General features: G+C 62.9%; 20 protein-coding genes and 1 tRNA gene. 12 read left to right on the plus strand and 9 right to left on the minus strand.

Going from position 1 to position 19,672, the window contains the following annotated elements; all coding sequences use genetic code 11:
* The first annotated feature begins 1 nt into the window (after position 1).
* Together VCS63_RS21385 and VCS63_RS21390 are read left to right on the plus strand one after the other, a co-directional pair.
* The gene (locus VCS63_RS21385; RefSeq protein WP_323880993.1) at positions 2–2,104 is read left to right on the plus strand and encodes a 3-hydroxyacyl-CoA dehydrogenase NAD-binding domain-containing protein; all 2,103 of its coding nucleotides are present in this window, start codon (positions 2–4) and stop codon (positions 2,102–2,104) included.
* A 92-nt stretch (positions 2,105–2,196) separates the two neighbouring features.
* The gene (locus VCS63_RS21390; RefSeq protein WP_042794548.1) at positions 2,197–2,625 is read left to right on the plus strand and encodes a PaaI family thioesterase; all 429 of its coding nucleotides are present in this window, start codon (positions 2,197–2,199) and stop codon (positions 2,623–2,625) included.
* Positions 2,626–2,664: 39 nt separating this feature from the next.
* Here the strand turns inward: VCS63_RS21390 and VCS63_RS21395 are convergent, their stop codons facing one another.
* Positions 2,665–3,639, minus strand: coding sequence for a tripartite tricarboxylate transporter substrate binding protein (locus tag VCS63_RS21395; RefSeq protein WP_323880995.1), 975 nt, complete (start codon positions 3,637–3,639; stop codon positions 2,665–2,667).
* Between the two features lie 257 nt (positions 3,640–3,896).
* On the opposite strand from VCS63_RS21395, the gene VCS63_RS21400 reads away from it, so the two are divergent.
* The 3 genes from VCS63_RS21400 to VCS63_RS21410 are packed head-to-tail and all read left to right on the plus strand — an operon-like array spanning position 3,897 to position 6,867.
* Positions 3,897–5,078: a CoA transferase gene (locus VCS63_RS21400; RefSeq protein WP_323880997.1), complete on the plus strand. Its 1,182-nt coding sequence runs from the start codon at positions 3,897–3,899 to the stop codon at positions 5,076–5,078.
* A gap of 19 nt (positions 5,079–5,097) precedes the next feature.
* Positions 5,098–6,069 (plus strand): tripartite tricarboxylate transporter substrate binding protein, encoded by a 972-nt coding sequence (locus VCS63_RS21405; RefSeq protein ID WP_323880999.1) that lies wholly within the window; start codon positions 5,098–5,100, stop codon positions 6,067–6,069.
* Positions 6,070–6,081: 12 nt separating this feature from the next.
* Positions 6,082–6,867: an enoyl-CoA hydratase gene (locus VCS63_RS21410; protein WP_323881001.1), complete on the plus strand. Its 786-nt coding sequence runs from the start codon at positions 6,082–6,084 to the stop codon at positions 6,865–6,867.
* A 128-nt stretch (positions 6,868–6,995) separates the two neighbouring features.
* On the opposite strand, the gene VCS63_RS21415 is transcribed toward VCS63_RS21410, so the two are convergent.
* Positions 6,996–7,910: a LysR family transcriptional regulator gene (locus VCS63_RS21415; RefSeq protein ID WP_042794543.1), complete on the minus strand. Its 915-nt coding sequence runs from the start codon at positions 7,908–7,910 to the stop codon at positions 6,996–6,998.
* Between the two features lie 49 nt (positions 7,911–7,959).
* Positions 7,960–9,417 (minus strand): cardiolipin synthase, encoded by a 1,458-nt coding sequence (cls, locus tag VCS63_RS21420; protein ID WP_323881003.1) that lies wholly within the window; start codon positions 9,415–9,417, stop codon positions 7,960–7,962.
* A gap of 184 nt (positions 9,418–9,601) precedes the next feature.
* On the opposite strand from cls, the gene VCS63_RS21425 reads away from it, so the two are divergent.
* Positions 9,602–9,677 (plus strand) — tRNA-His (locus tag VCS63_RS21425).
* A 183-nt stretch (positions 9,678–9,860) separates the two neighbouring features.
* On the opposite strand, the gene VCS63_RS21430 is transcribed toward VCS63_RS21425, so the two are convergent.
* On the minus strand, positions 9,861–10,235 hold the full coding sequence (locus VCS63_RS21430; RefSeq protein ID WP_187639876.1) for a GNAT family N-acetyltransferase: 375 nt from the start codon (positions 10,233–10,235) through the stop codon (positions 9,861–9,863).
* 345 nt (positions 10,236–10,580) lie between these two features.
* Between VCS63_RS21430 and VCS63_RS21435 the strand changes: the two genes are divergently transcribed.
* Positions 10,581–11,909: a PLP-dependent aminotransferase family protein gene (locus VCS63_RS21435; RefSeq protein WP_175199439.1), complete on the plus strand. Its 1,329-nt coding sequence runs from the start codon at positions 10,581–10,583 to the stop codon at positions 11,907–11,909.
* Positions 11,910–11,986: 77 nt separating this feature from the next.
* Here VCS63_RS21435 and VCS63_RS21440 read toward each other — a convergent pair whose 3' ends face one another.
* The 3 genes from VCS63_RS21440 to VCS63_RS29770 form a co-directional block, all read right to left on the minus strand.
* Complete coding sequence (locus VCS63_RS21440; RefSeq protein ID WP_063641068.1) at positions 11,987–12,433, minus strand: DoxX family protein; 447 nt, start codon at positions 12,431–12,433, stop codon at positions 11,987–11,989.
* Between the two features lie 172 nt (positions 12,434–12,605).
* Positions 12,606–12,944, minus strand: a complete 339-nt coding sequence (gene fdx, locus VCS63_RS21445) for an ISC system 2Fe-2S type ferredoxin (RefSeq protein ID WP_082884634.1) — start codon at positions 12,942–12,944, stop codon at positions 12,606–12,608.
* Positions 12,945–12,964: 20 nt separating this feature from the next.
* The gene (locus VCS63_RS29770) at positions 12,965–13,171 is read right to left on the minus strand and encodes a MerR family DNA-binding transcriptional regulator (RefSeq protein ID WP_063641070.1); all 207 of its coding nucleotides are present in this window, start codon (positions 13,169–13,171) and stop codon (positions 12,965–12,967) included.
* Positions 13,172–13,456: 285 nt separating this feature from the next.
* Between VCS63_RS29770 and VCS63_RS21455 the strand changes: the two genes are divergently transcribed.
* From VCS63_RS21455 to VCS63_RS21465, 3 genes are read left to right on the plus strand one after another with little or no spacing between them, the layout of a single operon-like run.
* Positions 13,457–14,419, plus strand: coding sequence for a chromate resistance protein ChrB domain-containing protein (locus tag VCS63_RS21455; RefSeq protein WP_076814762.1), 963 nt, complete (start codon positions 13,457–13,459; stop codon positions 14,417–14,419).
* A gap of 22 nt (positions 14,420–14,441) precedes the next feature.
* Positions 14,442–15,650, plus strand: coding sequence for a chromate transporter (locus VCS63_RS21460; RefSeq protein WP_088607734.1), 1,209 nt, complete (start codon positions 14,442–14,444; stop codon positions 15,648–15,650).
* A gap of 31 nt (positions 15,651–15,681) precedes the next feature.
* Positions 15,682–16,146 carry a chromate resistance protein ChrB domain-containing protein gene (locus tag VCS63_RS21465; protein ID WP_323881008.1) on the plus strand — a complete coding sequence of 155 codons (465 nt, stop codon included), beginning with the start codon at positions 15,682–15,684 and terminating at the stop codon, positions 16,144–16,146.
* 83 nt (positions 16,147–16,229) lie between these two features.
* Here VCS63_RS21465 and VCS63_RS21470 read toward each other — a convergent pair whose 3' ends face one another.
* Positions 16,230–16,412, minus strand: coding sequence for a DUF4287 domain-containing protein (locus VCS63_RS21470; RefSeq protein WP_416379206.1), 183 nt, complete (start codon positions 16,410–16,412; stop codon positions 16,230–16,232).
* A gap of 173 nt (positions 16,413–16,585) precedes the next feature.
* Here VCS63_RS21470 and VCS63_RS21475 point away from each other — a divergent pair, with 173 nt between their 5' ends.
* Positions 16,586–17,737 carry a sensor histidine kinase gene (locus tag VCS63_RS21475; protein ID WP_175199436.1) on the plus strand — a complete coding sequence of 384 codons (1,152 nt, stop codon included), beginning with the start codon at positions 16,586–16,588 and terminating at the stop codon, positions 17,735–17,737.
* A gap of 177 nt (positions 17,738–17,914) precedes the next feature.
* A complete protein-coding gene (locus tag VCS63_RS21480) occupies positions 17,915–18,301 on the plus strand; it encodes a response regulator (RefSeq protein WP_323881009.1) in 387 nt (128 codons plus the stop codon).
* A gap of 42 nt (positions 18,302–18,343) precedes the next feature.
* Here the strand turns inward: VCS63_RS21480 and VCS63_RS21485 are convergent, their stop codons facing one another.
* The gene (locus tag VCS63_RS21485) at positions 18,344–19,531 is read right to left on the minus strand and encodes a two-component system sensor histidine kinase NtrB (protein ID WP_076814753.1); all 1,188 of its coding nucleotides are present in this window, start codon (positions 19,529–19,531) and stop codon (positions 18,344–18,346) included.
* Positions 19,532–19,672 lie beyond the last annotated feature (141 nt).

The following is a 19,672-nucleotide window of genomic DNA, read 5'->3' on the forward strand; positions in this document are numbered from 1 at the left end:
CATGAGCTTGATCCCCACTTCGCCGTCCCGCGATCTCTCCGCGACCGTCCGTTACGCTCTGCACGGGCGCGCCGCAGTGATCTTCCTGGACAACCCGCCCGTCAATGGGCTGGGCGACACGGTGCGCCGCGGCATCCATGACGGGCTGGCCCTCGCGCAATCCGATCCCGCGGTGGACGCCGTCGTCATCATCGGCGCCGGGAAAGCCTTCTGCGGCGGAGCAGACATCCGCCAGTTCAATACCCCGGCCGCGACCGCCAGGCCTATGCTGCGAGACGTGATCGCGGCCATAGAAGCCTCCGGCAAGCCGGTGGTGGCCGCCATCCACGGCTTCGCGCTGGGCGGCGGGCTGGAGCTGGCGCTGGGGTGCCACTACCGCGTCGCGCAGGCAGGCGCCCGGCTTGGCTTGCCGGAGGTAAACCTCGGCCTGGTGCCGGGCGGAGGCGGCACGCAGCGCCTGCCGCGGTTGATCGGCGTGAACACGGCGCTTGAACTGATCCAGACCGGCAAGCCATTGGATGCCGGCGCCGCCCTGGCCGCGGGGCTGGTGGACGTCGTCGCCGAAGGCGATCTGCTGGCCGCCGCGCTGCCCTACGCCCTCGAACGCGCGACGCGGGCCTCGCACCCGGTGGCCTCGCACCGCGCACTGAGCGCGGAAGGCGCGGACTTCGCAGGCGCGCGCGCCCGGCTCAATCCCAAGGCCCGCAACGTGCTCGCGCAGCGCGCCGCGATCGATTGCGTCGAGGCCGCCACGCGCCTGCCCATCGAGGCCGGGTTGGACGAAGAACGCCGGCTGTTCGACGCGCTGGTCGAGGGCGATGCCTCCAAGGCGCTGCGCCACCTGTTCTTCGCCGAGAAAGAGGCGCCGCGAATCAAGGGCGACGGCCGTGCGGGCGCGATCGGGCGCGTGGGCATCCTGGGCGCCGGCACCATGGGCGGTGGCATCGCCATGGCGTTTGCCAACGCCGGCCTGGACGTGACGCTGTGCGAGCGCGATCAGGCGGCGCTGGACCGTGGCATGGCGCTGATCCGCAAGAACTATGACATCACCGCCGCCAAGGGCAAGCTCGACGCTGCCAGCGTGCAGGCCCGGATGGCGCGCATCGCGCCCAGCCTGGATCTGGCGGATTTGGCGCGGGCCGACCTGGTCATCGAAGCCGTATTCGAGGACATGCGCGTCAAGCAGGACGTGTTCCGTCAGCTGGACGCGATCTGCAAGCCCGGCGCGATCCTGGCCACCAATACGTCGCGCTTGAACATCGACGAGATCGCTGCCTGCACCGCGCGCCCCGAGGCCGTGATCGGGCTGCATTTTTTCAGCCCCGCCAACGTCATGAAGCTGCTGGAAGTGGTCCGAGGCGCGCGCACCAGTGCCGATGTAATCGCCACCTGCATGGCCGTGGCGCAGAAAATCGGCAAGATCCCCGTGCTGGTGGGCGTTTGCGAAGGCTTCGTCGGTAACCGTATGCTGACGGGCTACTGGCGTGAAGCGGGCTTCCTGCTCGAAGAGGGCGCCAGCCCACGGCAGGTCGACGGCGCGCTCACGCGCTTCGGCATGGCCATGGGGCCCCTGGCCATGGCCGACCTGGCGGGCATGGACATCAACTGGGCCACGCGTAAGCGCCTGGCTCCCACACGGCCCGCGCACCTGCGCTATTCCAAGGTTGCCGATCGCATCTGCGAACTGGGCCGATTCGGCCAGAAGACGGGGGCGGGTTACTACCGCTACGTGCCGGGCAGCCGCGAACCGCTGCCGGATCCGGTGGTCGACGGCATCATCGAGGAGTGCGCGCGCGAGGCCGGCATCGTCCGCCGCGCCGTGTCCGACGAGGAAATCGTCGAGCGCTGCATGCTGGCGCTGGTCAACGAGGGGGCGCGCATCATTGATGAAGGCATCGCGCAGCGGGCTTCCGACGTGGACGTGGTCTATGTCCATGGCTACGGTTTTCCGGGTGCGCGCGGCGGCCCCATGTTCTACGCCCGCACGCTGGGCCTGGCGGCGACGCTGGAGAAACTGCGCGCCTTGCGGCGCGAACACGGCGAGCACTGGGCGCCCGCGCCGCTGATCGAGCGCCTGGTGGCGCAGGGCGCGACGGCATTCTGACGCGTCCGCGCCGTGGCCAGGGCCGCGCCCGGCGTCATGCCGGCCGCGGCCTTCTTTGCGATACTGTAATGCCCTGGACCCACTCTTCAGCCATGACAGACACCATCCCTTCCGGATTCACCCCCTGGCATCCGAGCAGTCCCTTCATGGCGCACCTGGCCGACTTGGGCGCGCTGTACAAGCGCGACGCGGACAGCGTGCTGGCGCTGCGCGTCGGATTGGCGCATACCAATATGCACTCCATCGCCCACGGCGGCCTGCTGGCCACGCTGGCCGACAGCGCGCTGGGACACACCATCGCGCATCAGGCGCAGGTGTCGGTCGTTACGGTGCAGATGTCGGTGGAATACCTGAACCCGGTCAAGCCGGGCGACTGGCTGGAGGCGCACGTCCGGATCGACAAACAGGGCAAGCGCCTGATCTACGCCACGTGCCTGCTGCAAGTGGAAGGCCGCGTCATGCTCAAGGCCAGCGCGGTGTTCGCTGTGCGGGCGGCGCCCACGCCAGCCTCGGACGGCTGAAGCGGCGCGCCGGCCGAGTGGCCGGCGCGCCGCTTGCGCCTATTCGACCTTCACGCCGGTGGTCTGGACCACGTTGCGCCATTTGGCCGTTTCGTCGGCGACGAAGGCCGATACCTGTTTGGGCGTCATGGGGCCCAGCGGCTCGCTGTTCTGCCCCGCCAGCCGCTGCACCATCTCCGGCGAATTCATGATGTCGCTGGTGGCCTGGTTCAGCTTGGCCACGATGGCCGGGTCCGTGCCCGCGGGCGCATAGAAGCCTAGCCAGGTGTAGACGTCCAGGCCGGCCGCGCCGGATTCGGCGAAGGTGGGCAGGTCCGGGAATAGCTTGCTGCGTTCGGCGCTGGCGACTCCGATGGGGCGCAGCTGGCCCGACTTGATGAAGGGCGCCACACTCATCGCGTCCTGCACCGCGACCTTCAATTCGCCGGAGACGACCGCGTTGGTGGCCGGAGATGCGCCCTTGTACGGAACGTGTTCCATCGGTACTCCGGTGATCTTCTTCAGCCATTCTCCACCTAGATGGGTGGATCCACCGAAGCCGGCCGAGCCATAGGGCACGCCGGGCTGCGCACGGCCCCAACTCAGGAACTCCGGAATGGTCTTGACGGGCAGCCCTGCATTGACCACCACCAGGTTCGGGGCGCGCGCGAGAATGGAGATAGGTTCGAAGTCTTTCACAGGGTCGTAGCGGACCTTGTCATTGACCGCCGGACCAATGACATGCCCGGTGGCGCTCACCAATAGCGTATAGCCGTCGTTTTTCTGTCGGGCCACCAGTTCGGTGCCGATCTGCCCGGCGGCGCCGGGCTTGTTCTCGACGACGAAAGTCTGGTTGAAGCGTTTACCGAGCTCGGCCGACAGCAGACGTGCCACGATGTCGGTCATGCCCCCCGGGGCGAAGGCTACGACGACGGTAACGGGGTGGTCGGGATAATCGGCGCGGGCAGCACCCGCGCCCAGGCTGCTCACGAGCAGCGCGCCCAACGCGCCGCGTCGCAGGATATTGCGGATCATGGTTGTCTCCAGGAGTCTTATCGTGAGGGGGACGCGACTGCCAATGCGCCTCCGCGAGGGCAGTATGGCGGCGCCCCACGCATTACTCCATCCGAAATATTCGAACCCAACGTTCGTGCCTGTCTAAAGCGCCGCGGTGGCGCAGGGGACGCGCCAGCCGATTGAATGCGCGCGAACGCAGCGTTCGAAACATTCGACTCCTCGTCGCGCGAGTCGGCCTGCATAATTTTCCGGATCGCCTGAATCACGGAGACACTATGCTTCACAATGCCTTGCGCGGCGTCAAAGTCGTGGACCTTTCGCGCATCCTCGCGGGTCCCTGGTGCACGCAGAATCTTTCCGACCTTGGCGCGCAGGTCATCAAGGTGGAACATCCCGAGCGCGGTGACGATACCCGTGGCTGGGGGCCGCCGGATCTGCGCGCGGCTGACGACAGCGCGTCGATGTCGGCCTACTTCATGGCCTGCAACCGCGGCAAGCAATCCGTCGCCATCGACTTCTCCACCGAAACGGGCGCGGCTCGCGTGCGCGAACTGGTGGCCGACGCGGACGTGCTGGTCGAGAACTACAAGGCCGGCGGCCTGCGCAAATACGGGCTGGACTATGCCTCGCTCGCGAGGGGCAATCCGCGCCTCGTCTACCTCTCCATCACGGGCTACGGCCAGTCCGGCCCCATGGCTGGCAAGCCGGGATACGACTACGTATTTCAAGGCATGGGCGGGCTGATGAGCTACACCGGGCAACCCGACGGCACGCCCGGCGCGGGCCCCTTGCGCACCGGCGTCGCGGTGGTGGACCTGATGACCGGCATGTACGCCACCTCGGCGGTGTTGGCGGCCTTGCGCCAGCGCGACCAGACCGGACGCGGCATGCCGCTGGACATCTGCCTGCTGGACGTGGCGGTGGCGCTGAACGCGAACCAGGGCGCCAATTACCTGGTGTCGGGCGAGGCGCCCAAGCGCAGCGGCAACGCCCACCCCAACTGCGCGCCGTACGAGGTCTTCGCCTGCGCGGACGGCCACCTCATCCTGGCGGTCGGCAACGACGGCCAGTTCGCGCGCTTCAGCGGCGTGGTCGGGCACCCGGAATGGGCGGCCGACGCGCGTTATGCCACTAACAGCGCGCGCCTGGAGAACATGGACAGCCTGCGGCCGCTGATTGCCGGCACATTGGCGGCTTCCCCGCGTCAGCGCTGGACCGACGCCTTCGACCTCGCGGGCGTGCCGTGGGGACCCATCCACACATTGGACGAGGTGTTCGCGCACCCCCAGGTCAAACATCGCGGCTTGCTGCAGACCACCACGCATCCGGTGCTGGGCGAGCTGCGCCTGGTGCGCAATCCCTTGCTGGCCGGCAGCCCGCCCGAGGCGTTGGGCGCGGCCCCTCCGCTGCTCGGCGAGCACACGCATGCCGTGCTCTCCGATACCGCGATTCTGTGATTCATCCGAGGAGACAACAATGAAAGCCCTACGTTTTTCCCTGGCAGCGCTTTGCGCTTGCGCCATCCTGCCGGCCACGGCCGTTGCCGAGTATCCCGACCGACCCATCCGCCTGGTCGTGCCCTACGCAGTCGGCGGAACCACGGACATCATTGCCCGCGTGGTCGGTGCGAGACTCGGTGAGCGGCTTGGGCAGTCCGTCGTCATCGAAAACCGGCCCGGCGCCGGCGGCAGTATCGGATCGGCCTATGCTGCGAAGCAGCCCGCTGACGGCTACACCCTGGTCATGGCGGTGGAAAGTTCGCACGCCGTCAACCCCAACGTCTACGCCAGGAGTGCCTACGATCCGATCAAGGATTTCGCGCCCGTCAGCAACTTGGCCGACGTCCCCAACGTGTTGGTCGTGAATCCCGCGGTGCCCGCTCAGGATCTGGCGGCATTCCTGCGGCTCTTGAAGGCCGAGCCGGACAAGTACGCCTTCGGGTCCTCCGGAAATGGCGGTCTGAGCCACATGAACGGAGAGCTGTTCCTGAAGACGACCGGCACCCGCATGCTGCACGTTCCCTACAAAGGCCTGGGACCCGCCCTCAACGACTTAGTGGCCGGCCAGGTGCAGGTGGTGTTCGACAACATCCCGTCCTCCTACCCGCTGATCCAGGGCGAGCGCATCCGCCCGCTTGCAGTAGCGGCCAAGCAGCGGCTCAAGGTGCTGCCCGACGTGCCGACCTATGCCGAGGCCGGCCTGCCGGCCATGAACAATCCGTCCTGGTTCGGCCTTGCCGCGCCCGCGGGTACACCGCCCGCGGTGCTCGACAAGCTGAACGCGGCGGTGCGCGAGGCGCTGGCCGATCCCGCCACCGTGCAAGCCATCGAGAAGCAGGGCGCCGTGCCCAGCCCGATGTCGCGCGAAGAATTCGGGGCATTGATCGCCCGGTCCTATGGCCATTGGAAGACGGTGGTCGAGGACATCAAGTTCGAGAAAATGCAGTAACGAGGAACCATCATGAGCATCAAGACCTTTGCCGTTTCCCACGCCCGCGCCGAGATCGACGCGTCCGGCATTGCCACCCTGACCATAGAGGACGCGGGCGTCCTGAATATCCTGAGCACGCCAGTGATCGACGGCCTGCGGCAAGCGCTGGCCCGATTGTGCGAGGACGAGTCGGTGCGCGTGCTGGTCCTGCGCGGCGCGAGCGACCGCGCTTTCGTGGCCGGGGCCGATATCGCGGAAATGGCCGCGCTGGACGAGCCCACGGCGCGGCGCTTTATCTCCAACCTGCGCGACCTGTGCAACGCGGTGCGGCATTTCCCGGTGCCGGTCATCGCGCGCATCCCGGGCTGGTGCCTGGGCGGCGGCCTCGAATTCGCCCTGGCCTGCGACCTGCGCATCAGCGCCGACGACGCGCAGTTCGGCATGCCAGAGGTCAAGGTGGGCATTCCCTCCGTGATCCACGCCGCGCTCATGCCGTCGCTGATCGGCGCCGCCAACAGTGCCTGGCTGCTGCTGACCGGCGAACTGATCGACGCGCGCCTTGCCCGGGAATGGGGCCTGGTCAACGCCGCGGTGCCCAAGGCTGAACTGGACGACGCCGTGCGCAAGCTGGCCGAGCGGTTCGCCGCGCTGGGGCCGGCGGCGCTGCGTCAGCAGAAGAAGCTGTTGCGTCGCTGGGAGACGATGTCGGTGGATGAGGCGATCGAGGATAGCGTCGCGGAATTCGGAGCGGCATTCAATACCGGTGAACCCCAAAAATTCATGAATGAATTCCTGGAGCGCAAACGCCAAAAGTAGGGTGTTGCCCGTTGCGGCGGACTATTGTGGTCGGTCCATCGAAACTGGACCCATGGGAATGCCGCCGGCAGGCTGGAACCCGCCATCGGATGCACCGCCGCCGGGCCCATCGGCTGGATTTGCGCGGATCAGTCCTGTTCGCGTGTTGCCGCCACGATCGGGTCATCGAGCAAGTACTCGGCGACCTGTTCCACGAAGGGCGAGGGTGTCACGCCGGCCTGCGTGACGAGCGTAAGCTCACGCAACGCCCAGGGCTCGCTCAAGGCCACGGCCGCGATTCGCTCTTCACGCAGCGCGGTGGCGGCCACGCTGCGCGGCACCAGGGACACGCCCACGCCAGCCTCGACCATGGACAGCACGGCGTCGAAGGTATGCACGTGAATGCGCACCTTGGGCGTTTTGCCCGCCAGCTTTGCCATGTCGCGCAGGAAAACATAGTTGCTGCTGCTACGGCTCATGCAGACGAAATCCAGGTCCAGCACGGCCGGGAAGCGCACGGGCGAATTCTCCACCACGGGATGGTTCAAGGGGGCCGCGATGATAAGTTCATCGACCGCGTAGCGCGTCGCGTTGACGCCGGCGGATTCGGCCCTTCCTGCGAAGATGCCGATATCTGCCTCCTGGCCGGCGATGGCCGCCTCGATGGTATTGCTGGACCGTTCTTCGAGCAGGATATTGACGTTGGGATTGGCGGACAGGAAGCGGCTCAGGCTGGGAACGATGAATCCGTTGAGCGAACTGCTGTTGGCGAATAGTTTGACGCTGCCCTTGAGCCCGCTCGCGAAGCCGCTGACTTCGCCATGCATACGTTCCACCCCCGCCAGCAACGAGCGCACGTGCTTCAGCACAAAGACGCCTTCGGGCGTGAGTTCCATGCCGCGCGCTTCCCGCTTGAACAGCGGCACGCCCATTGCGAACTCCAGGTTCTTCAGGCGATAGCTGGCAGAGGAGGCGGTCAGGTGCACCGCGTTGGCGCCGCCGGACAGGCTCTTGGCCTCGGCAATCGCAAGGAACAGACGGAGATCGGTAAGTTCGTAGCGCATTGCGCAAGGTTACCGTAGTTGACGTGCTGACGTCACTTGGCGTGCCCCGTCACAGATACGGCGTAGCCAGCCAGATCACCTTGTTGCGCAAGCGCTTGGCAAACGGTGCGCGCAGCAGGTTCTCCAGCGTTTCGCGCCGGCCTTGCGCGACCAGCGCGTCCACGCGGGCGCCAATCCAGCGGGCTACGCCTGGGTCGTAGATTTCGGTGTCTAGCTCGAAATTCAGCCGCAGGCTGCGCGGGTCCAGGTTGGACGATCCAACATACGCCCAGGCGTCGTCCACCGTCATCAGCTTGGAATGGTCGAACGCCCCATGCGAACGCCAGACTCGGCATCCCGTGCGCACCACCTGGTCCAGCTGCGCGGTCATTGCATAGTCCACCAGCCGCAGATTGTTCTTGCCCGGAATCACGATGTCCACCACCACGCCGCGCCGCGCAGCGGTAGCCAGGGCGCCGATCAGCGTCTGGTCGGGCAGGAAGTAGGGCGACTGGATACGCACGTGGCGCTGCGCCACCGCCAGCGCGCCCAGCAACATGTTATGCGTGCTGCCCAGGGCGCGGTCCGGACCCGAGGGCACGCAGCGCATCGGCACATCGCCCGTGGGCGGCAAGGCTTCGGGATCGAACCAGGGGCGGGCGGGCAGCGATTCGTGCGTGGTGAAATTCCAGTCGTGCGCAAACACCGACATCAGCTGCGTGACGATCGGTCCCTCGACGCGGAAGTGCGTATCGCGGTTGGTGCCATCGCCTGCCAGCGCGCTGACGAACGCCGCGCGCACGTTCATGCCGCCGGTAAAGCCCACCCGTCCGTCAACCACCAGCACTTTGCGGTGGCTGCGCAGATTGGCGTAGGGCATGCGCAGCACGCCCAGCGGATTGGTCATGAAACGCGCCACTGGCACGCCGGCGCGCGACAGCATGCGCACGATGGGCGGGCGCGAATACTTTGAGCCGATGGCGTCGATCAGCACTCGGACTTCGACCCCACGCGCGCGCGCCTCGATTAGCGCCTGCGCCATCTCGCGTCCGATGGCATCGTTGTCGAAGATATAGCTCTGCATGGCGACCGCATGGCGCGCGTCCCGGATCGCCTGCAGCATTGCGGGGTAGGCCTCGTCGCCGCCGGCCAGCGGCTGCACGGCGTTGCCGCCCAGCAGGCGGAACCGGCTGACGCGGTCGCCTAGCACCTTCAGCGAGGCAAACTGCTGGCCCGAGATCGGCACCACGTCCACGGGCGCGGTCTCGACCTGCTCCGCATCCACCACCATTGCTTCGTCGCGCTGCTGCGACAGCCGCGTCTTGCGGATCCGGTTGATGCCCGCCACGAAATAGAAGAGGGCGCCGAACAGCGGTGAAAACAGCGCCACCCCTACCCAGCCAATGGCCGCCCGCACGTCCTGTTTGGTCATCGCGGCGTGCACCGCCGCGCCAGTCCCGGCCACGATGCTGATGGCAAATACCAGGTGGGGCCAGTAATCGATCAAGATTGCGTGTATGCGGTCCATAGCGATGGCGTAAGAGCGGCCTCCGATGATGATTAATGCCGAAGGATACCAAGGCGGCCGGCGCTGGCAAGTGGCAAAGGCGAGAGCCACTTTCACATCCTCAAAAAAACGTGCTAGAATTCGGCCTCTTCGTTGTTGAGCTTCTTTCAAAAGCGGTTCAGCAAAAAGAAAAGCAGTATCAGAGGTGGCTGTAGCTCAGTTGGTAGAGTCCCGGATTGTGATTCCGGTTGTCGTGGGTTCGAGTCCCATCAGCCACCCCACAGAATTCAAATGAAATCAGGCACTTACGCGCAAGCGAAGTGCCTTTTTTTATCGTCGTGCTTTCCCTCGGCATGCGGCGATTGGCATCGCGGCCTTCGCCAGGTTGGTCGATTCCATTGGCCCTCATCCGCCCGCGCCATTGCCGAAACTATGCTTTACGCCGGCAGGGCGGCGCCGCGAATTCAACCTCGCCTGTTAACCAAGCAAAACTCGAGTTGGGGTCTTATGCGTTCAGGCATACCTTCTATTGGCGCCCGAACGACGTCATTGCGCCGCGCGCCTTGAGCGACGTAGAAAGGTTCTGCGTAGGGTTCTGCGTCGATAGTAACCACCGTTGCGCCGAGATTTCGGGCGGCTTGCATCGCGTGCGAGAACAACGCGCGGCCGAATCCTTGGCCAATAAATTTTGGGCAGACCCACAAATTATCGAGAGCCCAGGTTCCGTCCTTGTTTGCCTCCAACGTATAGAAGCCCACTACACCCGCGTCGTTTTCTGCGACGATAAACGGGCGCTTGCCAATCCAAGATGCGCGCGGTGTCAGGTCGTCGCGCCACATTTGGAGTTGCTGTGTCGAATATCCCCAATGCGCTTTTGACGCAAGCGCAAGGCAAGCCAGTTGGGGGAGTTCTGAAACGACAGCCGGGCGAAAGCGCATTTGAGTTCTTCGAGGGGTGAGATTTGTATGGCGTAGATTACCGCGCCGCATTCCGCCGGCATGACCTGGGGGCGCGAAATGACCAACTCGCGCTAGTTCGGGCACCGGCTGGAGGTGGCAGTTCATTACGCCGCACACCCCGCAGCAACAAAAGAGCGGAAATCGGCGGTTCTTTAAAGCACTATCGAGGGTCATGGCCCAACTCATTTCATTACAATAAGAAAATTGTCATGGGCTTGTCGATTGATGGCTATTGCGCGCTACAAACGGTTGGTTGACCAATTTGCTGCCGAGATCCGTTCAGGTAAATTGCCGCCAGGCACCCGCCTGCCCACGCACCGTCAATTGGCCGGCAAGGAAAAAATAGCGCTGGTTACGGCCACCCGTGTCTACGCCGAACTCGAGGCGATGGGGCTGGCCATAGGGGAGGCCGGCCGAGGGACCTTTGTGCGGGAAATAGCGCTGCCTTCCGGCTTGGGCATGGATCAGCAGGCCATCGCAGCAGACATGGTCGACTTGAACTTCAATTATCCCGCCTTGCCAGAGCAAGCCGAATTGTTGCGCTCGGCGTTGCGGCAATTGGCGGCCGCCGGCGACTTAGATGCGTTTCTTCGTTGTCATCCCCATGCTGGTCGCCCTCATGAGCGCGCGATTTTTGCCAGACACTTGGCCATGTCGAATGTGCCGGTGGAGCCAGAGCAGTTGCTGGTGGTTAATGGCGCTCAACACGGATTAGCCGTCGTAGTAATGGCATTGCTACAACCTGGAGATGTGGTCGCCGTTGATGCACTGACTTATCCTGGATTCAAGGCGCTGGCAGAACAGTGCCGGCTGGATCTCATGCCGTTGCCTGCATCGGGCTCTGGCCCAGACTTGGACACACTGGAGCGACTGTGTAAAAAGCGCCCTGTGCGCGCTATCTACGCAATGCCGACCGTGCACAATCCTTTGGGTTGGGTACAAGATCTCGAAAGCCGCAAGCGCTTGGTGTCGCTTGCGCGACGGTACGACCTGATCCTGATAGAAGACGCACCCTATGCGTTTCTTGAGCGCGATCCGCCTCTCCCTCTCGCAGCCCTTGCGCCGGAGCGGTGTGTTCATGTGACGGCGTTGTCCAAGAGTGTAGCCGCCGGCTTGCGCGTCGGCTTCATAGCCTCGCCGACAGCCTGGATTCCCCGGCTGGAACGAGCTATTCGAGCGACGATCTGGAATACTCCAGCGGCAATGACCTCTCTCGCCTGTGCATGGCTCACTGACGGAACGGTGGAACGCTTGGTAAGCGAGAAGCGCCGGGACGCCGTGGTCAGGCAGGCTGTGGTGGCAGAGGTGTTCGCCGGCATGCACCCCATCAGCCATCCCGCTTCATACTTCGTCTGGTTGCCACTAGGCGAAGAGGTGCGCGCCGAGGCGGTTGCCATGGCGCTTCTGGAGCGACGAATATCGGTATCAACTGCCGAGCCATTTTCGGTGGGAGCAAGTACGCCTCATGCCCTGCGCATTGCATTAGGATCGGTCGATCTGCGGACATTGCGGCATGCGCTCGGAATCGTGCGGGAAGTGATCGATCTAGCCTGATCACCCGCTGGGTTAATCCAGTCCAGCGCACGCTTGTGTCGGATGAAGCTTGATACCACGCCATAAGCAATCGCTTTTCATCGTTGTGATACGCCGCAGTGGAGTTCCAATGCCACCTGCAGCCGTTTTCTGAAGCGGCTGGCAATGGCGGCCGCGACCAGGCCGCCGACAAGCGATACATGTTCCAGAGCCCAGTACAGCGCTTGGGTGGCCTGAGGTTCTTCGAGCGCCCAAAAGCGGTGGACGATCGCTATGGTCAGCAATAGAAATACCGATAACGAAACAGCACCCAACCAAAGCGCTCTGTCCAGCAGGACCAATACCGAACCGCCGATCAGCACCGTCGCCGTGAGGATGTTGAAAAGCCATGCTGGCTGCAAGCCCGCTGCCCGCATCTCGGCCAAGGCGCCCGGGAAGTCAATGAGCTTGGCGATCCCGGATGACAGAAAAACCACCGCAATCAAGATGCGAGCCGCGATCCATAGCCAGCGGCCATCCAATGCATGTCCGATGCGTTGGCGCATGTGTATTACTCCTGGGCATTCAGGACCATGATCTCGATTGAAAATGGCCCAGTGGGTTGAAGAAGGCGCTGGCAGCACTGTCTACCGTGAAAAGCGCACCGCACTATAAATGCCGAAGACCAATACAATCAAAAAATTGTCCTGGATACACTGATAACGGGTCATGAAGATCCTAATGTTCTTCCTTGGCATGGTTGATCGTGTATTTCGGAATGGCGACGACAAGGTCTTCCTCGGCCACGGTCGCTTGACAGCTCAGGCGAGACTGCGATTCGAGCCCCCACGCGCGATCGAGAAGATCTTCCTCGGATTCGCTAGCCTCGTTCAAGGATTCAAGTCCCTTACGCACGATGCAATGGCAGGTGGTGCAGGCGCAGCTCATGTCGCACGCATGTTCTATTTCAATCCCATGGGCAAGCAAAGCCTCACAGATCGTGGTGCCGACCCGAACCTCCAGCACGGCGCCTTCGGGCGCCAGTTCGGCATGCGGGAGTACGGTGATTTTGGGCATATCTGGCTCCTGATGTTTCGTTAGCCGATGCGTTTCGGCCTTTTGCCAAATGCTCTCGATACGCCGGTCCAGTTCGGCCAGGCGTTCCTCAGGCTCGGCAGATCCTTGGTTTCGGCGACTGAAAAGCCCAGATTGCGGTGCGCTGCGGGTATCAGCCCGATCTGCTCGTGGTAGCGGATCATCTTTGCCGGCACCCGAGAGGTCTTGGATGCATCACCGATATTCATGGGAGTCTCCTTGCTCAAGGAAAAAGGGTAGCGGGGAGAAGAGTGGGGCTTTACAACGTGGGAAGGTCAAGTGCGTCAGCGGCCGCGTAGACTTTCCAGTCTTTCAGGTCTTCAACGTCACTGCCTACGATTTGGGTGACATACCCGGTCCGGTACGCCGTAGCCCGCGTCTCGGCGTTCGCGCAAATGCGAGGAGCCGAGCGGGGGGCGCAGAGTCGGGGCTAAGCTTATGTAGCGATCTCTACATCATTGTAGGGATCGCTTTAACCACCTAAGCTCCCGACTATGAATACGCTCCCGCCCTCATGGCTCCTCCTGATCGTCAGCCTGCCCACTGGCGGCGCGACTGCACGCATGCGCGTCTGGCGCAAACTCAAGGCCTGCGGCTGCGCTGCTTTGCGCGACGGCGCCTATCTGCTGCCGGCGCATGCCGAACAGGCTACCCAGCTTTCCGACCTGGCAGCCGAGACTGTGGAAGAAGGGGGGCAAGCCTGGCTGCTGCGTGTGCAGGCCCAGGACGAAGATGAAACCCAGGCCTTCATGGCCCTGTTCGATCGGACAGAGGAGTACGAGCGATGGCTCGGTGAACTGGCGGTGGCGCGCCCGACGCTGACCGGATCGAGAGCGCCGGATTTGGGGCGGCTTTTGCGCCGGCATGAGCGCAGCTACCAGGCCTTGCGCCGGACCGACTTCTTCCCCGGAGAGACATCGCTGCGTGCTCAGGCGCAATGGCGCGATTTTTCCAACGCCGTCGCCAATATCTTGTCCCCAGGCGAGCCACACGCGACCGCGGGCGGTATCGCGCGCCGCGATCCGACGCACCATCGCGGCCGCCTGTGGGCGACTCGCCAACATCTTTGGGTCGATCGGGTGGCCTGCGCCTGGCTGATCCAGCGCTTTATTGATCCATCGGCGCGCTTCCTGTGGCTGGAAAGCCCCAAGGACTGCCCGGCCGAGGCGCTTGGCTTCGATTTCGACGGCGCGACGTTCACCCACGTGGGAGACCGGGTCTCGTTCGAGGTTTTGCTCGCCAGTTTTGGCCTGGATGGCGACCGCGGCCTGGTACGGCTTGGCGAGTTGGTCCATGCGCTCGATGTAGGCGGAGCAGAGGTGCCGGAGGCGGTCGGGTTTGAGGCCATGTTGGCCGGCGCGCGCAAGCGCCTGCCCGATGATGACTCGCTGCTGGCTGAGATCGGGGTCGTGCTCGATTCCCTGTATGCCCATTTTTCAGGCGGAAGAAAGACCTGATTCCCACGGACCGGAGCGCATCATGAACCCGTCCCCCCACACGTCCATTCGAGGCGAGAGCGCGCCAGACGCGAACCTGCCCACCTACACCCTGTGGCAGCTGGTGTGGTATTTCGTCCGGCTCGGCACGTTGGGATTCGGGGGGCCAGTAGCTCTGGCGGGCTACATGGATCGTGATCTGGTAGAGCGGCGAGCCTGGTTCTCCAAGGCGGATTACAAGGAAGGGCTGACCCTGGCGCAGCTCGCGCCTGGCCCGTTGGCCGCGCAATTGGCTATTTACCTGGGCTTTGTCCATTACCGCTACGTGGGCGCTACGCTGGTCGGCGTTGCTTTCGTGCTGCCGTCCTTTTTGATGGTCGTAGCGCTAGGCTGGGCCTATGTGCACCTTGGCGGCCTGGGGTGGATGCAGGCGGTGTTCTATGGCGTGAGCTCTGCGGTCATCGGGATCATCGCCATCAGCACGTGGAAGCTGTCTGCCAAGAACGTCGGCAAGGACAAATTGCTATGGGCAATCTTCGCTGCCGCGGCGACCGTGACGATTGCCACGCAATCCGAGGAACTCTGGCTCTTCCTCGGCGCGGGTGTCTTGGTGTGGCTGCTGCGCGCACCCCCGAAATTCATGAAGCCATCCGGCACGCTGCGCGCAAGCATCATGCCTTTTCTGGCGCTCGCAGGGCTGTCCGAAGTTGACTGGACCAGGCTCTGGCAGATCACGAAGTACTTTTTTTATGCCGGCAGCTTTGTTTTCGGCAGTGGCCTGGCGATCGTCCCATTCCTGTATAGCGGCGTCGTAAAGGAGTATGGGTGGCTTACCGATCATCAGTTTCTCGATGCCGTGGCGGTCGCGATGATTACCCCAGGCCCCGTCGTCATCACCACGGGGTTCATCGGCTTTCTGGTCGCGAACTTCTGGGGCGCCGTCGCTGCGGCGCTCGCGACTTTTCTGCCCTGCTATCTCTTTACCGTCCTGCCGGCTCCCTACTTCAAAAGGTACGGTAAAAGGCCGGGAATCGTAGCGTTCGTCGACGGAGTAACCGCAGCCGCCATCGGGTCGTTGGCCGGCGCCGTGGTGATTATCGGGGCGCGATCGATCAAAGACGTTCCCACCGCACTGCTTGCCGTGGTGACGGCGGTGTTGCTCTGGAAATTCAAAAGGCTGCCCGAACCTGTCGTTGTCGCCGCTGCCGCTCTGATCGGCCTGGTCGTCTATCCACTGATTCCCCACGGATGATAGGAAGCCCCAAACGCGAAGGAGTAGAACCATGAAATGGATCACCCGAGCACGTCCAAAGATCGACCGCATTGCCTGCCCATGGCTGATTGCGCGATTTATCGACAAGACACCCGAATTTCTCTATGTGCCAGCCGGCGATGTATTGCGGATCGCCGAGGAATCTGGCGCCGTGCCCTACGACATTCCTGGCGTGGAACTCTCGCATGTCGGCGAGTGCTGTAGTTTCGACGCGTTCCTGAGAAAATTCGAGCTGGAGGCAGACCCCGCATTGCGTCAATTGGCGCTCGTCGTGCGGGGTGCCGACACCTCACGCCTTGAGCTCACTGCGCAGTCCAGCGGGCTTTATGCGATCTCGTTGGGTTTGTCGCACCTGTACGCAGCGGATGACCATGCCATGCTTCAACATGGGATGGTGATCTATGAAGCGCTCTACAACTGGTGTCGAGCCTGCCAAAGTGAGACCCATCAATGGCCGCCGGCCATGCCCCTGTGACGAGTTAGCCGCTATGGCGGTTTCGAGAGACAGGCGGCGGCCTGCTGGGCGAGTTCGCTGCGGCGCAGCCTTCCCGCCCGCGGCTAGCCGCCTTTTTTCCGGGCGAGGTGATACGCGACCGGCGCGTTCGCATGACCGTGGCCCAGGCCATGTTCCGACGTGAGCATGGCCACCAACTGCATGTGCTTCGGTTCTCGTGCCGCCGCCAGGATTCCAAACCAGTGTTCCGGGCGCTTTGGAGCGCCTCGGCCAACGTCCGTGTCCAACTGCTTCCACGGTCAAATTTTGAAATTACCCATCGATCCCGTATGCCTTAAAGTCACCGAAAGGCCGCACGGATTTATCGCACCGCTGATTGCCCTTTTGGGCAACGATATGATCGTCATTGTGTAGCACCCGCACTGGAGATGCTGGGCGCTTTCAACATGGGATGACCACAATGGACCTCTCGGACTTCATAGACGCGCATCTGGATGAGCTTGTCGGGGATTGGGAACAATACGCCAGGGAATTGAGCGTGGACACCGCTGACCTTTCCGGCGCGGAACTACGCAACTCCGGCCGGAATCTATTGGTCAAGATTGCCGCGAACATGCGCGTGGATCAGTCCCCGGAACAGCAGCGAGACAAGTCCCTGGGCGTCGAAAGCGGCTTGGCCGACGGCTTCGATCAGGTCTCCATAGAGCATGCGAACAGGCGATTCGCCCAAGGTTTCGGACTGAACGACGTCGTGGCGGAATTCCGGGCTTTGCGCGCGAGTGTGCTGCGCCAGTGGGAAAAGAATGGTGCTACAGGACCGGGTGGTTTCCAGCAGATGATCCGCTTCAATGAGGCGATCGACCAGGGACTCACCGAGTCGGTTCGACAGTATGCCCTGCGGGCGCAACGAGTCCGAGACCTGTTTTCCGGGGTGCTGGCGCACGACCTGCGCTCGCCTTTGGGCGTGGTGCTGAATTCCGCGGAGATTCTGCTTTGCGACAAGAGCCTTTCGCCGGCGGGCATCAAAGCCACCGCTTATATGCAGCGCAGCGCGCTTCGTATGAAAAGAATGATCGATGACCTGCTCGTGTTCTCCGGCTCCCGCTTGGGAGCCCCATTGCCTCTCGAGTTGACACGGCAGGACATGGGCCGCATTTGCCAGAACGTCATCGAAGAAATCAATGTGCTGTTTCCCCATGTCAGCGTCAGGCTCAACCATGAAGGAGAAACCGCTGGAACATGGGATGCGGGCCGGATAGGGCAGTTGTTTTTCAATCTGCTGTCGAACGCGGCGCGATACGGCAAGGGCGGGATCGATCTGATCGTGACCGGCCAAGCGGAGGGCGTGGAGGTTGTCGTGGCCAATACAGGCAATCCTATTCCGCGCAGCGCGTTCCCGACGCTGTTCGATCCCCTCACGCGCGTGCTGGCCATTCCAAACGAGGGTGGCATGGCGGCGGGGATAGGCCTGGGCCTTTATATCTGCCGCAGTATCGTCATGGCGCATCATGGTGCGATCGAAGTGGAATCGGACGACTTCGGGACGGCTTTTACGGTGCGCCTGCCATTGAATTCGGGGGCGGCTGGCGCCTCGCCGCCGCCCGGTGCCTAGAGGCCGATTTAGGCCTTGTGCCATGTTGCATGCCTCGCATTTGCCGCCGATACTGCATAGGCATGAGGCTTGCTGGCGGCGGTGGCGTTGCGCGCCAAGCGCGTCCCAACGGCACGTCGCTGCGCGACGTCGCAGCGTATGGAAACTTCCCCGACGCACACTCAATCGGATAAGCAGATGACGGACGCCAAAAACGTTTGCGGCGCACAGAAGGTCGTTCTCGTCGTGGAAGACAACGAGACCGCCCGTTGGATCCTGGCCGAGATATTGACTGTCGAGGGCTATGCCGTTTGCGAGGCCAGTAATGCGGATGAGGCAATGCAATGGCTTACGGGGCAAGCCGGCATCCATGCGGTAATTTCGGACATCGAGATGCCTGGATCGATGAATGGCCTGGAACTGGCAGCGCGAATACACACTGAACTGCCTAAGATTGCCGTGCTGCTGACATCGGGCCGCCATCATCCGCCTGTGGCTACGTTGCCGCCGGCGACAAAGTTCGTCCCCAAGCCTTGGGTGCCTGGCGAGATCATTCGAGAGTTGGAAGCACTGCTCTCCTGCTAGCCTTGGGGGGCAGTGCCGTCTTTGGGGGAAATGCTTGAATGTTCAGTCAGCCGCTTCAGCGCCTACCCTGGGGAAGTACAACGTGAAGGTCGTCCCCCCTTCCGGGCTACTGACGACATCGATATGGCCACCGGATTGCGAGACGTACCCGAAAACCTGGCTCAGACCAAGGCCCGTGCCTTTGCCTTCCGGCTTGGTGGTGAAGAACGGCTCGAAAATGTGATCCAGGACCTCTTGCGGGATGCCTTCGCCATCGTCGGAAATGCTGACCGCCACGTATTGACCGTCGTGCGCGTGTACGCGTCCGTCGGGGAGTGAATCGACGCAGCGGACTGCAATTTTTACATTGCCGCCGAAGGGCATGGCGTCCCCGGCATTCACCACGAGGTTCAGCAACGCATTCTCGAGCTGGCTGATGTCGGCATTGATGTGGCACGTTTCCTCAGGCAACTGATATTCCACCCGAACTGCGGCGCCGAGTGCGCCTTGGAAAATCTGCTTCATTCCCTGGACGCATAAGCCCACATCCATGTGGCAGGGCTCCAGGGGCTGGCGCCGGGCGTACGCCAGCATTTGATTCGTGAGGTGGGTGGCGCGCTGCGCTGTGTCGGCAATCGCGTTGATGTATTTAAGCCGCTTTTCGGTCGTGAGGGTCGGGTCGCGCAGCAGTTCGGCTGCCCCATTGATGACCGAAATGAAGTTATTGAAGTCGTGGGCAAGGCCGCCCGTGACGCGTCCAAGCGCTTCCATTCTTTGAGCACGATGCAGCGCTTGTTGCGTCGCCTGCAATTCGAGCTGGTTGCGCCGTTTGTCCGTGATATCGCGTGTGACTTTTGCAAAGCCGACGAGCTGGCCTCCGTAATCCCGGATGGGATCTATTACGACACTGGCCCAGAATCGCGAGCCATCTTTGCGGACTCTCCAACCTTCCGCTTCGAACCTACCTTCGCTCAATGCGATGGCCAGCGCCCGCTGGGGGACTCCGTCGAGACGATCTTCTTCCGTATAGAAGCGCGAGAAATGCTGCCCGATGATCTCGGACGCCTGGTAACCCTTGAAGCGTTGCGCACCGGCATTCCAGCTTGCGACGTAGCCATCGGCGTCGAGCAGGAAAATGGCGTAGTCAAGAACGGCCTCCACCAGCAGTTTGTAGCGGTAGGGTTCGTCGAGCAGGGCCAAGCTGCCGAGGAGACTCGATTTTCCTTGTTCCGGGGGCTCAACAATGCTCATCGGTGCTCCAGGTCACGATGCTGGGAGCTCAATTATCAAGTGCAAGAGTCAGTCGTGCAACGATGTGGCGCTGCGACACCCGTGCGAGGCCAATGGTTCGCTCATTCCTCGGCTTTAGTGTCTAGACCCCGGGGGCTTAGA

The sequence above is a fragment of the Achromobacter sp. D10 genome (assembly GCF_035282245.1).
Classification (GTDB): Bacteria; Pseudomonadota; Gammaproteobacteria; order Burkholderiales; family Burkholderiaceae_B; genus Achromobacter; species Achromobacter insolitus.